8 protein-coding genes are annotated in these 13,429 nt (G+C 72.7%); 6 read left to right on the top strand and 2 right to left on the bottom strand.

Annotated features, from left to right (window positions below; genetic code table 11):
* The first annotated feature begins 240 nt into the window (after positions 1 to 240).
* The gene (ligA, locus tag BJY14_RS10470) at positions 241 to 2,409 is read left to right on the top strand and encodes an NAD-dependent DNA ligase LigA (protein WP_179843425.1); all 2,169 of its coding nucleotides are present in this window, start codon (positions 241 to 243) and stop codon (positions 2,407 to 2,409) included.
* Between the two features lie 258 nt (positions 2,410 to 2,667).
* Entirely contained in the window at positions 2,668 to 4,782 is a 2,115-nt protein-coding gene (locus tag BJY14_RS10465) for a putative bifunctional diguanylate cyclase/phosphodiesterase (RefSeq protein ID WP_179843424.1), read from the top strand.
* A 357-nt stretch (positions 4,783 to 5,139) separates the two neighbouring features.
* On the opposite strand, the gene BJY14_RS10460 is transcribed toward BJY14_RS10465, so the two are convergent.
* Entirely contained in the window at positions 5,140 to 5,388 is a 249-nt protein-coding gene (locus tag BJY14_RS10460) for a DUF6458 family protein (RefSeq protein ID WP_179843423.1), read from the bottom strand.
* A 177-nt stretch (positions 5,389 to 5,565) separates the two neighbouring features.
* On the opposite strand from BJY14_RS10460, the gene gatC reads away from it, so the two are divergent.
* From gatC to gatB, 3 genes are read left to right on the top strand one after another with little or no spacing between them, the layout of a single operon-like run.
* On the top strand, positions 5,566 to 5,865 hold the full coding sequence (gatC, locus tag BJY14_RS10455) for an Asp-tRNA(Asn)/Glu-tRNA(Gln) amidotransferase subunit GatC (RefSeq protein ID WP_179843422.1): 300 nt from the start codon (positions 5,566 to 5,568) through the stop codon (positions 5,863 to 5,865).
* Between the two features lie 3 nt (positions 5,866 to 5,868).
* Complete coding sequence (gatA, locus tag BJY14_RS10450) at positions 5,869 to 7,368, top strand: Asp-tRNA(Asn)/Glu-tRNA(Gln) amidotransferase subunit GatA (protein ID WP_179843421.1); 1,500 nt, start codon at positions 5,869 to 5,871, stop codon at positions 7,366 to 7,368.
* A gap of 14 nt (positions 7,369 to 7,382) precedes the next feature.
* On the top strand, positions 7,383 to 8,867 hold the full coding sequence (gatB, locus tag BJY14_RS10445; RefSeq protein WP_179849286.1) for an Asp-tRNA(Asn)/Glu-tRNA(Gln) amidotransferase subunit GatB: 1,485 nt from the start codon (positions 7,383 to 7,385) through the stop codon (positions 8,865 to 8,867).
* A 203-nt stretch (positions 8,868 to 9,070) separates the two neighbouring features.
* Here gatB and BJY14_RS10440 read toward each other — a convergent pair whose 3' ends face one another.
* Positions 9,071 to 10,177 carry a PQQ-dependent sugar dehydrogenase gene (locus BJY14_RS10440; protein ID WP_179843420.1) on the bottom strand — a complete coding sequence of 369 codons (1,107 nt, stop codon included), beginning with the start codon at positions 10,175 to 10,177 and terminating at the stop codon, positions 9,071 to 9,073.
* A gap of 406 nt (positions 10,178 to 10,583) precedes the next feature.
* Here BJY14_RS10440 and BJY14_RS10435 point away from each other — a divergent pair, with 406 nt between their 5' ends.
* Positions 10,584 to 13,412, top strand: a complete 2,829-nt coding sequence (locus BJY14_RS10435; protein ID WP_179843419.1) for a putative bifunctional diguanylate cyclase/phosphodiesterase — start codon at positions 10,584 to 10,586, stop codon at positions 13,410 to 13,412.
* Positions 13,413 to 13,429: the final 17 nt, after the last annotated feature.

The following is a 13,429-nucleotide window of genomic DNA, read 5'->3' as shown; positions in this document are numbered from 1 at the left end:
GGGCGTGCCCCGCGGGGACGCTGTTGATGATCTCGCTACCGGGGGATCCCGGTTCGTCCCGGAGAGGTGACCGACTGTCGGTCGGGCCGTCAAGCCGCCGCCGGGCGGCGGACCGCGGCCGATGCGGCCAACAAGATGACAGATGTGGACAAAAGTAACGAGCATGGATCGGAGTCCGACACGCTCGGCCGACCGCCCCTCGTGCGGCCGATTGTCGGACCCGTTGGCGAGAATGGGGGCATGACCATGAGCGACGGCGTTCCGGCCGAGGCGCGGCAGCGCCACAAGGAGCTGAGCGAGCGGCTCGACGAGGCCAACTACCGGTACTACGTCCTCGACCAGCCGACGCTCTCCGACGCCGAGTACGACCGGATGATGCGCGACATCCGCGCGCTGGAGGAGCGGCATCCGGAGCTGGTCACGCCCGACTCGCCGACGCAGCGGGTCGGCGCGCCGATCGTCACCGACTTCGCGACCGTCCAGCACCTGGAGCGGATGCAGAGCCTGGACAACGCCATGAGCGCCGACGAGCTGCTCGCCTGGGACGAGCGGGTCGTCAAGGAGGTCGGCGAGGTCGCCGGCTACCTGTGCGAGCTGAAGATCGACGGTCTGGCGATCGCGCTGACCTACGAGGAGGGGCGGCTCACGCGCGGGGTCACCCGCGGCGACGGGCGCACCGGCGAGGACGTCACCAACAACGTCCGCACCATCGCCGACATCCCCGCCCGGCTGGCCGGCGACGGCTGGCCGGACGTGCTGGAGGTCCGCGGCGAGGTCTTCCTGCCGGTCGAGGGGTTCGAGCAGGTCAACGCGGTCCAGATCGAGGCGGGCAAGGAGCCCTTCGCCAACCCGCGCAACGCGGCGGCGGGCTCGCTGCGGCAGAAGGACCCGCGGGTCACCGCGCACCGCCCGCTCGGCATGCTCGTCCACGGGTTCGGCGCGTGGCGGGGCGGAACGCAGCCCGACAGCCAGTCCGGCGCGTACGAGCTGATGCGCGGCTGGGGCCTGCCGGTCAGCGACCGCTACAAGGTCGTCGGCGGGCTCGGCGCCGTCCGCGAGTACATCGAGGAGTACGGCGAGGACCGGCACGGCACCGCCTACGAGATCGACGGGGTCGTGGTCAAGGTCGACCAGTTCGCGCTGCAGCGGCGGCTCGGGTCGACGAGCCGGGCGCCGCGCTGGGCGATCGCGTGGAAGTACCCGCCCGAGGAGGTCAACACCAAGCTCCTCGACATCAAGGTCGGGGTGGGGCGGACGGGGCGCGTCACCCCCTACGGGGTGATGGAGCCGATCAAGGTCGCCGGGTCCACGGTCGAGCGGGCGACGCTGCACAACGCGAGCGAGGTCAGGCGCAAGGGCGTGCTGATCGGCGACACGGTCGTGCTGCGCAAGGCGGGCGACGTCATCCCCGAGATCGTCGCGCCGGTGACCGGGCTGCGCGACGGGTCGGAGCGCGAGTTCGTCATGCCGGGCACGTGCCCCGAGTGCGGGACGGAGCTGGCGTACGAGAAGGAGGGCGACGTCGACATCCGCTGCCCGAACGCCAGGAGCTGCCCCGGCCAGCTGCGCGAGCGGCTGTTCTACCTGGCGAGCCGCAAGGTGCTCGACATCGAGGCGCTCGGCTACGTCGCGGCGACGGCGCTCACCCAGCCGCTGGAGCCGAGCGACCCGCCGGTGAAGAACGAGGGCGACCTGTTCCACATCACCGTCGACCAGCTGCTCCCGATCAGGAGCCTCGTCCTCGACCAGCGGACCGGGACGACCAAGACCGACCCGAAGACCGGCGAGCCGAAGGTCGTGTCGTTCTTCGCCAACAAGGAGGGCGAGCCGAAGAAGACGGTCGAGATCCTCTTCGAGGAGCTGGAGAAGGCCAAGCGGCAGCCGCTGTGGCGGGTGCTGGTGGCGCTGTCGATCCGGCACGTGGGGCCGTCCGCCGCCCAGGACCTCGCGCGCGAGATGCGCTCGCTGGACGCGATCGCCGAGGCGTCGGAGGAGGAGCTCGCCGCGGTCGACGGCGTCGGCCCGACCATCGCCGCGTCGATCAAGAAGTGGTTCGAGGAGCCCTGGCACCGCGAGATCGTCGACAAGTGGCGGGCCGCCGGTGTCCGGATGGAGGACGAGGGCGCCGCGGGCCCGCGCCCGCTGGAGGGCGTCACGGTGGTGATCACCGGGTCGCTGGAGGGGTTCAGCCGCGACTCGGCGACCGAGGCGGTGCAGCGGCTCGGCGGCAAGGTGTCCGGCTCGGTGTCGAAGAAGACGGGCTTCGTGGTCGTCGGCGACAGCCCAGGGTCGAAATACGACAAAGCGGTCAAGTTGGGCGTCCCGGTCCTCGCCGAGGAGGGGTTCCGGGTCCTCCTGTCCGATGGGCCAGATGCGGCCAAAAACGTAACTATGCGCGCCGAGGTCTAACACGGTGTGGTTGCGAGGGTTTCGACCAGGGTTGCGTTACTCAGGGGTACACTTCCACTACCCACCGCCGAGGGACGGGCGTGGAAAGGAAATAACGGAACGTACGCAACCGGTTTCGCGAAGTTGAGCGAAGGCCGTACCCTCCCTCACATCACGACCCACACCTGAAATCTCCGGACGTAACACCCGGGGGGCGTCCCCCGAGGTCGGGGACGCCCGGTGCCGGGGGACGGCCCCCCGCAGCCCCCCGAGGATGTGATGAAGGACCCGAACAACACGCGGAACACGGCGCCACGCCGTGGCTCCCCGTTGTGGATCTACTTCGTCGTCGTCATCCTGCTCGGCGTCGCCGCCGGGGTCGCCGCGTTCTCCGGGCTGACCCGCGCCGACCTGGACGCCCTCGCCGGCACCCCGGTGTTCTGGATCCTCGCCTGCTTCATCATCTTCGGCGAGCTGAGGCCGATCATCACGCCCGGGAGCACCGAGAACAACGGCGCCACCACCTCGACCACGTTCTCGTTCGCCGCGCTGCTGTACGCGGGGCTGCCCATCGCCGCCGCCCTCCAGGCCGCCGCCGTGATCACCTGCGGGATCTTCCGCGGCCGCTCCCCGCACCGCATCGCCTTCAACGTCGCCCAGTACACCCTCAGCCTGGCCGCCGCCCAGCTCGTCCTCGCGCTCTCCGGCGACCTCGCGACCCCCTCGCATCTGTGGGTGCCGCACGGCTCCGACCTGCCCGCGATCGCGCTCGCCGGCGCCGTCTACTTCGCCTGCAACGACACCCTCGTCGGCGCCGCCGTCGCGCTGCACGCCCGCGTCTCGCTCGTCAAGGCGCTCCGCTGGGACCTCGCCTACCAGGTCCTCGTGCACCTGGCGCTGCTCGGCCTCGCCCCGCTGATGGTGATCGCGATGGACCGGTCCGCCGTCTTCGTGCCGCTGATCGTCCTGCCGTTCATCGCCGTCTACCTCAACGCCTCCGTCTCGGTCCGGCGCGAGCACCAGGCGCTGCACGACGGGCTGACCGGCCTGCCCAACCGCAAGCTGCTGATCGTCCGCACCGAGGAGGCCCTCGCCGAGGCGCGCGGCGCGGACCGGCGGCTCCCGCGCGCCGCCGGCCTCGGGGCCCGGCGGCGCAAGGCGGCCGAACCGCCGGACCAGCGCGCCGGGCTGTTCCTGCTCGACCTCGACCGGTTCAAGGAGGTCAACGACACCCTCGGGCACCCCACCGGCGACCGGCTGCTGCAGCTCGTCGCGCACCGGCTCACCCACAGCGTCCGCCCCGGCGACCTCGTCGCGCGGCTCGGCGGCGACGAGTTCGCGGTGCTGCTGCCCACCGTCCGGGACGAGGCCGCCGCCCGCGAGGTCGCCGCCCGGCTGCGCGCCGCGCTGTCCGAACCCGTCCGGCTGGACGGCATGTCGTTCGACCTGGAGGCCAGCGTCGGCATCGCGCTGTTCCCCGACCACGCGCCCGACTTCGAGCTGCTGCTGCAACGCGCCGACGTCGCCATGTACAACGCCAAGGAGGCCCGGACCGGCGTCGAGACGTACTCGCCCGGCAAGGACCGCAACTCCCCGGCCCGGCTCAGCATGCTCGGCGACCTGCGCCGCGCCCTCGACCGCTCCGAGCTGGAGCTGTTCTACCAGCCGAAGATCGCGCTGCGGGACGGCCACCTCGTCGGCATGGAGGCCCTGCTGCGCTGGCGCCACCCCGACCAGGGCCTCCTGGAACCCGAGGCGTTCCTGTCGGTCGCCGAGCAGACCTACCTGATGCGCTCGATCACCCACTACGTGGTGCAGGCCGCGCTCGCCCAGACCGCCGCGTGGTGGCGGGCCGACATGCCCGTCCAGGTGGCGGTGAACGCCTCGGGACGCGACCTGCTCGACACCGGCCTCACCGAGGTCATCGAGGAGGGCCTGCTCGCCCGCGGCCTGCCCGCCGCCGCGCTCCAGCTGGAGATCACCGAGCGCATCCTGATGAACGAGCCCGCCTACGCCTCCGACACCGTCAGCGCCCTCGCCGAGCTCGGCATCCCGCTCAGCCTGGACGACTTCGGCACCGGCTACTCCTCCCTCGTCCGGCTCAAGCGCCTGCCCGTCGAGGAGATCAAGATCGACTCCTCGTTCGTGCGGCGCCTGGCCGACTCGCCCGACGACGCCGTCATCGTCCGCTCGATCGTCGACCTCGTCCGCACCCTCGGCCTGCGCTCGGTCGCCGAGGGCGTCGAGGACCCCGCGACCGCCGAGAGGCTCCGCGAGATGGGCTGCGACGCCGCCCAGGGCTGGCACTTCTGCCGCCCCATGGACGCAGCGACCGCGACCGACTGGCTCTACTCCTTCGCCGTTCCCTCGGTCAAGGCCCCCGGAGGCGCCTGACCTGCCCGGCGGGCCGCCGCCCCCAAGGCGCCGACCGCATGGCCGTGGGATCGCCCGCGTGGCCGTCCCGGTGTCCGCGAAGCCGGCCGGACCCTAGGATCGCCCCGCCGATGCGCTCGCTGCCGGGGACTCCCTGCGCGGTGCTCTGCCATACGCCGAAGGACCGGGCCGCGGCGGAGCGCCGCCTTCTGGCAGGCGCCCCGTAACAGGGCGCGGGCTCACGTGCCTGCGCACGGCAGGACGCCTACCGCGCCGAGCTCAAGTCGTCCGTCGGCGGACGCGCGGGCGGGGCGCCGCCCGGGGAAGGCGGCGCCCTGTGCCCGCTGCCGGGCGTGGTGCGTGCGTCGGTGTCCGCGGTCAGTAGCGGCGGCGGGCCTCGTACTCGTCCGGGTAGTACTCCTCGCGGACCGCTGCCGGCGGGGGCCGGCGGTCGACGGCGCGCCGGGCGGACATGATCCGCACGATGCCGACGACCAGGCCGATCACGCCGCCGATCATCAGGATGACGCCGACCAGCCGGATGTCGATCCCGCTGATGTCGTAGTTGACTGCGTATGCCAGGATCGCGCCGATAATGATCAGGGCGATGCTGCCGCCGATGGTCACGGCGGTCTCCTCTCCTCGTCCCGGGGGTGGACGCAAGAAGCGTTCCCTCCGTGCGGGGATCAAACGGACGGTCTCGCCGACCCGCCCCGGGCGCGCCCGCGTAAACGGGTCGGGAGGCGGCGGTGCTGGCCCATAGGATGGCCGTGAACCCACTTCATCGCAGGAACGGTTTCTCGAATGTCCGCCATCTCCCGTGACGAGGTCTCGCACCTCGCCCGGCTGTCCCGGCTGGCGCTCGGCGACGATGAGCTCGACCATCTCGCCGCCCAGCTCGACCAGATCATCTCCGCGGTCGCGCGGGTGCAGGAGGTCGCGGCGGAGGACATCCCGCCCACCTCCCACGCGCTGCCGCTGACCAACGTCTACCGGACGGACGAGGTGCGGCAGTGCCTCCGGCCCGAGCAGGCACTCGCCGGCGCCCCGGCCGCCGAGGAGCAGCGCTTCCGCGTGCCGCGGATCCTGGACGAGGAGGCCTGAGCGGTGAGTGAGCTGGTGAGGAAGAGTGCGGCGGAGCTCGGGGAGCTGATCGCCTCGGGTGAGGCGTCGGCCGTCGAGGTGGCCGAGGCGCACCTGGACCGCATCGCGGCGGTGGACGGCAGCGTCAACGCGTTCCTGCACGTCGACCGCGAGACGACGCTGGCGCAGGCTCGCGGGGTGGACGAGCGGCGCGCGGCGGGGGAGGAGCTCGGCCCGCTGGCCGGCGTCCCCATCGCGCACAAGGACGTGTTCACCACCGCGGACATGCCCACGACCGCCGGATCCAAGATCCTTGAGGGCTGGCGGCCGCCGTACGACGCGACCGTGACGGCGCGGCTGCGGCAGGCCGGGCTGGTGATCCTCGGCAAGACGAACATGGACGAGTTCGCGATGGGCTCGTCCACGGAGAACAGCGCCTACGTCACCTCCCGCAACCCGTGGGACCTGGAGCGGGTCCCGGGCGGGTCGTCCGGCGGGTCGTCGGCGGCGGTCGCCGCGTACGAGGCGCCGCTGTCCACCGGCACCGACACCGGCGGCTCCATCCGGCAGCCCGCCGCCGTCACCGGCATCGTCGGCATGAAGCCCACGTACGGCGGCTCGTCGCGCTACGGCGTCATCGCGTTCGCGTCCTCGCTCGACACGCCGGGCCCGTTCGCCCGCAACGTGCTGGACGCGGCGCTGCTGCACGAGGCGTTCAGCGGCCATGACGTGATGGACTCCACCTCGGTGGACCAGGCCGTCCCGCCGGTCGTGGAGGCCGCGCGCCGCGCCGACGTCAACGGGCTGCGCGTCGGGGTCGTGAAGGAGTTCGCGGGCGAGGGCTACGAGGCGGGCGTCTCCGCGCGCTTCAACGAGGCGGTCGAGCTGCTGGAGGCCCTCGGCGCGAAGGTCGTCGAGGTGTCCTGCCCGAACTTCTCCTACGCGCTGCCCGCCTACTACCTGATCGCGCCGTCGGAGTGCTCGTCCAACCTGGCGCGCTTCGACGCGATGCGGTACGGCCTGCGCGTCGGCGACGACGGCAGCCGCAGCGCCGAGGAGGTCATGGCGCTGACCCGCGCCGAGGGCTTCGGGCCCGAGGTCAAGCGGCGCATCATGCTCGGCACCTACGCGCTGTCGTCGGGCTACTACGACGCCTACTACGGCAAGGCGCAGCAGGTCCGCACCCTGATCAAGCGCGACTTCGAGGCCGCGTTCGAGCAGGTGGACGTGCTGGTCTCGCCGACCACGCCGACCACCGCGTTCCCGATCGGCGAGCGCGCCGACGACCCGGTCGCCATGTACCTGGCCGACCTGTGCACGATCCCGGCCAACCTCACCGGCAACGCCGCGATCTCGGTGCCCTGCGGCCTGTCGGACGGCCTGCCCGTCGGCCTGCAGATCATGGCCCCCGTCCTCGGCGACGACCGCGTCTACCGCGTCGGCGCCGCCGTCGAGCGGGCCCTCGAAGACCGCTGGGGCGGGCCGCTGCTGGCCAAGGCCCCGGAACTGGTGGAGGCGAAGTGAGCACTCCGGTCCTGATGGACTACGACGAGGCGCTGGCGAAGTTCGAGCCGGTGCTCGGTATCGAGACCCACATCGAGCTCGGTACCGCGTCCAAGATGTTCTGCGGGTGCCCGACGGCGTTCGGCGCGGAGCCGAACACGCAGGTGTGCCCGGTGTGCCTGGGGCTGCCGGGATCGCTGCCGGTCACCAACCACGCCGCGATCGAGGGCATCATCAAGATCGGCCTCGCGCTGAACTGCGACATCGTGGAGTGGTGCCGGTTCGCCCGGAAGAACTACTTCTACCCGGACATGCCGAAGAACTACCAGATCTCGCAGTACGACGAGCCGCTCTGCGTGGACGGCCACCTGGACGTCGAGGTCGACGGCGAGAAGTACCGGATCGGCATCGAGCGCGTCCACATGGAGGAGGACACCGGCAAGTCGCTGCACGTGGGCGGCTCGACCGGGCGCATCCACGGCGCCGAGTACTCCCTCGTCGACTACAACCGGGCGGGCATCCCGCTGGTGGAGATCGTCACCAAGCCGATCCCGGCGACCGGCGACCGGGCGCCGCTGGTGGCGCGGGCGTACGCGACGGAGCTGCGCGAGCTGGTCCGTTCCCTGGGCGTGTCGGACGTGCGCATGGAGCAGGGCTCGATGCGCTGCGACGTGAACGTCTCGCTGATGCCGCGCGGCGCCGAGAAGTGGGGCACGCGGACCGAGACCAAGAACGTCAACTCGCTGCGGTCGGTCGAGCGGTCCGTCCGCTCGGAGATCGAGCGCCAGGCGGGCGTGCTGGACGCCGGAGGCACCGTCGTCCAGGAGACCCGCCACTTCCACGAGGACACCGGCCGCACCACGAGCGGGCGCAGCAAGGAGGAGGCGCAGGACTACCGCTACTTCCCCGAGCCCGACCTGGTGCCGATGGCGCCGTCGCGGGAGTGGGTGGAGGAGGTGCGGGCGTCCCTGCCGGAGCTTCCGGCCGCGCGCCGCCGCCGCATCCAGCGGGAGTGGAACCTGTCGGACCTGGAGCTGCGGGACGTCGTGAACGCCGGCGCCGTCGACCTCATCGAGGCGACGGTCGCGCAGGGCACCGACGCCGCCGCGGCCCGCAAGTGGTGGATGAACGAGCTGTCGCGGCGCGCCACCGAGCAGGGCGTCGAGCTGGCCGAGCTGCCGATCACGCCCGAGCAGGTCGCCCGCGTCCAGGCGATGATCACCGCGGGGGAACTGAACGACAAGCTGGCCCGCAAGGTGTTCGAGGGCGTCCTCGCGGGCGAGGGCGGCCCGGACGAGGTCGTCGCCGCGCGGGGCCTGAAGGTCGTCAGCGACGAGGGCGAGCTGTCCTCGGTCATCGACCAGGTGATCGCCGGCAACGCGGACGTGGCCGACAAGATCCGCGCCGGGAAGGTCGCCGCCGCCGGCGCCCTCGTCGGCGCCGTGATGAAGGCCACCCGCGGCCAGGCCGACGCCGGCCGCGCCCGCGAACTGATCCTGGAGAAGCTCGGCGCCTCCTGACCCGCACCGCCCCGGACGTCCGGGGCGGTGCCCAGGGCGTCCCGTACCTGGCAGGCGTCCCGGCGAAGCCCGGGACGCCCGATATGCGAAGCCGGGCCGTCTCCGCATCCCGGAACGGCCCGGCACGACCAGGCCGTTCCGGGCTACCGAGCATTTCCCACGCGGATGCGCCTGCTCCGGTGGTTTGGGGCGTGTCGGGTGGGTCAGTGGAGGGGGATGTCGAGGATGCGGTCGTCGCCTGGCCGGGGGGTGCCTCGGCCGTCCTGGTTGCTGGTCGTCACCCACAGCGAGCCGGTGGGCGTGCGGGCGACCGCACGCAGCCGTCCGTAGCGGCCCTGGAAGCGGGCGATGGGGCGTCCCGCCTCGCCGTTGTCGAGGGGGATCTGCCAGAGGCGCTCGCCGCGCAGCGCGGCGGCCCACAGGGAACCGTCCGCGTAGGCGAGGCCGGACGGCGACGCCTGGTCGGTCGTCCAGGTCAGGAGCGGGTCGGTGAAGCCCTTGCGGTGGCCGACCCCTTCGACCACCGGCCAGCCGTAGTTGCGGCCCTTGACGATCAGGTTGATCTCGTCGAAGCGGTCCTGGCCGAACTCGGTGGCGTACATGCGGCCCGCACCGTCCCAGGCGAGGCCCTGGACGTTGCGGTGCCCGTACGTCCAGACGCGGGTGCCGAACGGGTTGCCGGGCGCGGGCGCGCCGTCGGGGGTGACGCGGAGGATCTTGCCGCCGAGGGAGTTCCTGTCCTGGGCCTTGCCGCCCTCGCCGGTCTCGCCGGTGGTGACGTAGAGCATCTTGTCCGGACCGAAAGCCAGGCGCCCGCCGTTGTGGATGGCGCCCTTGGGGATGCCGGTGACGATCGGTTTCAGGTCGCCGAGACGGCCGTCATAGGTGGCGCGCACGACACGGTTGTCGGACGCGGCCGTGTAGTACAGGTAGACGAAATGGTCGGTTCCGTAAGACGGGGACACGGCGACGCCGAGGAGGCCGCCCTCACCTTGCGCGTCCACGCCGGGCACCGTGCCGACCGTCGTCTTGCGGCCGGACGGCGCGACGCGCAGGAGCCGGGCGGTGTCGCGTTCGGTGACCAGCGCGTCGCCTCCGGGCAGGAACGCCACGGCCCACGGCACCTTGAGGCCGTCGGTGACGGTGCGGGGCATGCCCGGCGTGCCGCTCGCGGTCCCGGACGGGGAAGCGGACGCCGGCGGCGGGGTCCGTCCCTGCCCGCCCCCGGACGGCGAGGACGAGCAGGCCGCGAGGAGCGCGGCCACCGAGGCCAGGACGGCCGGGACGAGGATGGTCGTGTGCTGTCGCATGAGCGCCTCCCGCAGGTGGTACGGATCCCCCGTTGCTCACCGTTCCCTGTGACGCAGGGTAATCCCGGGCAAGGCGGCGATCCGGTGACGTTCGGCTTTCGGACGTCCCAAACGGATCCGAGACGAGGCCGTTCGTCGCGGGAAGGTCGCCCAGCCTCAATCGCTCCGTGACCTACCGAACGTACAGTGAGCGACACGGTGATCCCGTAGTGCAGCAACGTCGCTGATTGCCGGCAGGCGAGGCCGGTGCGCTCGCCACCGGTCCGCGCCGATCCGGCGCGGGGCACGATCCGTGACCTTCGGGCCGTTATCCAGGCGGCGGGGGTCGTGGACCCCGAACTCCCCTGGCACGGCGCGGCCTCCGCCAGGGCCGACCAGCCCATCGGGCAGGAAGGGACACGGCGCGATGAGCGGCGACTACGCCAGGCGGGTTCCGCCGCGTGCGCTGCCGGTCGCCTTGGCGGCGATCGTCGGTGTGCTGTACGCCACCGGCTCGCTGCTCGGCTGGGGCGGCCGCGCCTTCATCGCCTGGACCGAGGCGGGCGCCGCGGGCGCCGCGGCGATCTCCCTGCTGCTGTCGTCCCGGCGTCCCGACGGCCCGTCCGCCGACCCGGCCGGCGCTCCCGCCGGCATCTGGCGCGCGTCCTGGCGGTGGTACGGCATCGCCGCCGCCTCCTGGTTCGTGGGTGCGGTCGGCGGCGCGCTGGCGTACGGCTCGGGCCGCAGCGCGCTGTCGCTGTCGGTGCCCGACCTGTTCTACCTGCTCGCGCTGGTCGCGCTCGTCACGGGCCTGGTCGCGCCGATCCGGCTGCCCCGCGACACGGGGACCTGGCTGCGCTACGCCGCCGACACCTATGTCTGCGCCTGCGCGCTGTTCGTCCTCGGCTGGGTGGCCCTGTTCGGGAACCTGTACCACCGGTCGGGGGAGTCGCCGCCGGAGTTCCTGCTGGAGCTGCTGTACCCGCTGATCGACATCGTGTTCGTCTGCGGGGCGCTGCCGTTCGTCCTCGGCGCCGCGCGCGGGCACCGCCGCCTCGCCTGGATGGGGTACGGCGCGCTGGCCGCCATCGCGGCGGCCGACATCGTGACCACCTTCGTCCGGCTGGACGGGGGCGGGTCCGCCGAGGACCCCTCCGACATCCTGCGCCTGGCGGGGCTGCTGCTCCTGCTGCTGGTGCCGTGGACGGGCCCGGCGGCCGAGCCGGAGCTGCCGGTCGACGACATCCCCGAGGACGTCGCGGCGCCCGCCGAGGAGTGCGGCCGCATGCTCGGCCCCGGTCTCGCGCCCGCCGCGGTGGCCGCCGCGGCCGCGCTGTTCATCGCGGGCCACTCGATCGCCGGCAACGACGGCCTGGAGCCGGCGATCTCGATCGCCGCGGGCTCGGCCGCGCTGGTGCTGATCGCGCGGCTGGCCGCGCTGCTGCGGGAGAACGAGGCGCTGCGCCGGGCCGTGGACACCGGCGAGGAGCACTTCCGGGCGCTGTCGGAGAGCATCAACGACGCGGTGCTGATCTGCGACCTGGACGCCACCGTCCGGCACGCCAGCGCGGGCGCCCTGCGGACCTACCGCTACACCCAGGACGAGCTGCTCGGCCGGCCGCTGAACGAGATCATCCACCCGGAGGACCTGCCGCGCGTCCAGCAGGTGTTCACCGAGTTCCTGGACGAGCCGTCCGGCGACGTCGGGCCGCAGGACGCGCTGCGGGTGTCGTGCCGGCTGCGCGCGGCGGACGGGACGTGGCTGCCGACGGAGTCCACGATCTCCCGCTACAAGGGCTCGGACGGGGCGCCGTCGCGGCTGCTGGTCACCACCCGCGACCTGAGCGAGCGGGCGGCGCTACAACGGCAGGTCGCCCATCTGACCTTCCACGACGGCCTGACGGGCCTTCCGAACCGGTCCTACTTCGAGGAGCGCACGCGGGAGGTGCTGTCGCGGCAGGCGTCCGGCGGCAAGGCCGCGGTCGTGTTCGTCGACCTGGACGGGTTCACCGCCGTGAACGACTCCGACGGGCACGCGGCCGGTGACCAGGTGCTCGCGCAGGCGGCCCGGCGGCTGCGCGCGAACGTCCAGGCCGACGACACGGTGGCGCGGTGGGGCGGCGACGAGTTCGCCGTCCTGGTGCAGCTGCCGCCGGACGACCGTGAGACGCGCGCCACAGTGGAACTCGCCGGTCGGCTCCTTCGCGTGCTTTCGGTCGACCCATACCAGGTCGGTAACAAGCACATCGTGCTGACGGCGAGTGTCGGCATCGCGTTCGCCGCCGACGCGGAGCAGCCGAACGGCGGCGGATCGGACGCGGGGCGCCGGCTCCGCCGCGGCGCCGCCGAACTGATCCGCAACGGCGACCTCGCGATGGCCCGCGCGAAGGAGCTCGGCGGCGGGCGCGTCGAGGTGTACGCGCCGCACATGCACGCCGACGTCGTCCGGCGTCTGGAGCTCGGCAGCGACCTGCAGGCGGCGCTCGCCGAGGAGCAGTTCTCCGTGGAGTTCCAGCCGGTCGTCGACCTGGCCACCTCCCGGGTGACGGGCGTGGAGGCGCTGCTGCGCTGGCGCCGGGGGAGCGAGGCGGTACCGCCGGAGGAGTTCATCGGCCTGGCCGAGGAGTCCGGCCTGATGATCCCGCTCGGCGACTGGATGCTGCGGGAGGCGTGCCGGGAGGTGGCCCGCTGGCGCGGCGACTCGTGGGACGTGGGCCTGTCGGTGAACTTCACCGCCCGGCAGATCGCCGCGCCGCGGTTCGTGGAGTCGGTCGCGGCGGCGCTGGCGGAGACCGGGCTGCCGCCGCAGGCGCTCACGCTGGAGGTGCGCGAGGAGGTCCTCGTCGAGGACGCCGACCAGAACGTCGAGCGCCTGTCCCAGCTGCGCGACCTCGGCGTCCGGCTCGCGATCGACGACTTCGGCACCGGGTACGCCTCGCTGGCCTACCTCGGGCAGCTCCCGGTCGACATCATCAAGATCGACCCGTCGTTCGTGGCGGGGCTCGGCTCGGACGAGACGCTGACGCTGCTCACCCGGACGATCGTGCGGCTCGGCAGCGACCTCGGGCTGACCGTGGTGGCGGAGGGCATCGAGCGGCCCGAGCAGCTGGAGCTGCTGCGGGAGATGGGCTGCCCGCGCGGCCAGGGGTTCCTCGTGGCGCGGCCGATGGCGGCGCAGCGGGTCGAGTCGCTGGTGCGGACGAACCTCGCCGGGAAGGCCCGCCCGGGCGACGTCCCGCTCCCGCTGCCCGGATGACGGCGTGCGCGGTCATG

This window comes from Actinomadura luteofluorescens, from assembly GCF_013409365.1.
Lineage (GTDB): Bacteria > Actinomycetota > Actinomycetes > Streptosporangiales > Streptosporangiaceae > Spirillospora > Spirillospora luteofluorescens.
This window is presented reverse-complemented; position numbering and strand designations above follow the sequence as displayed.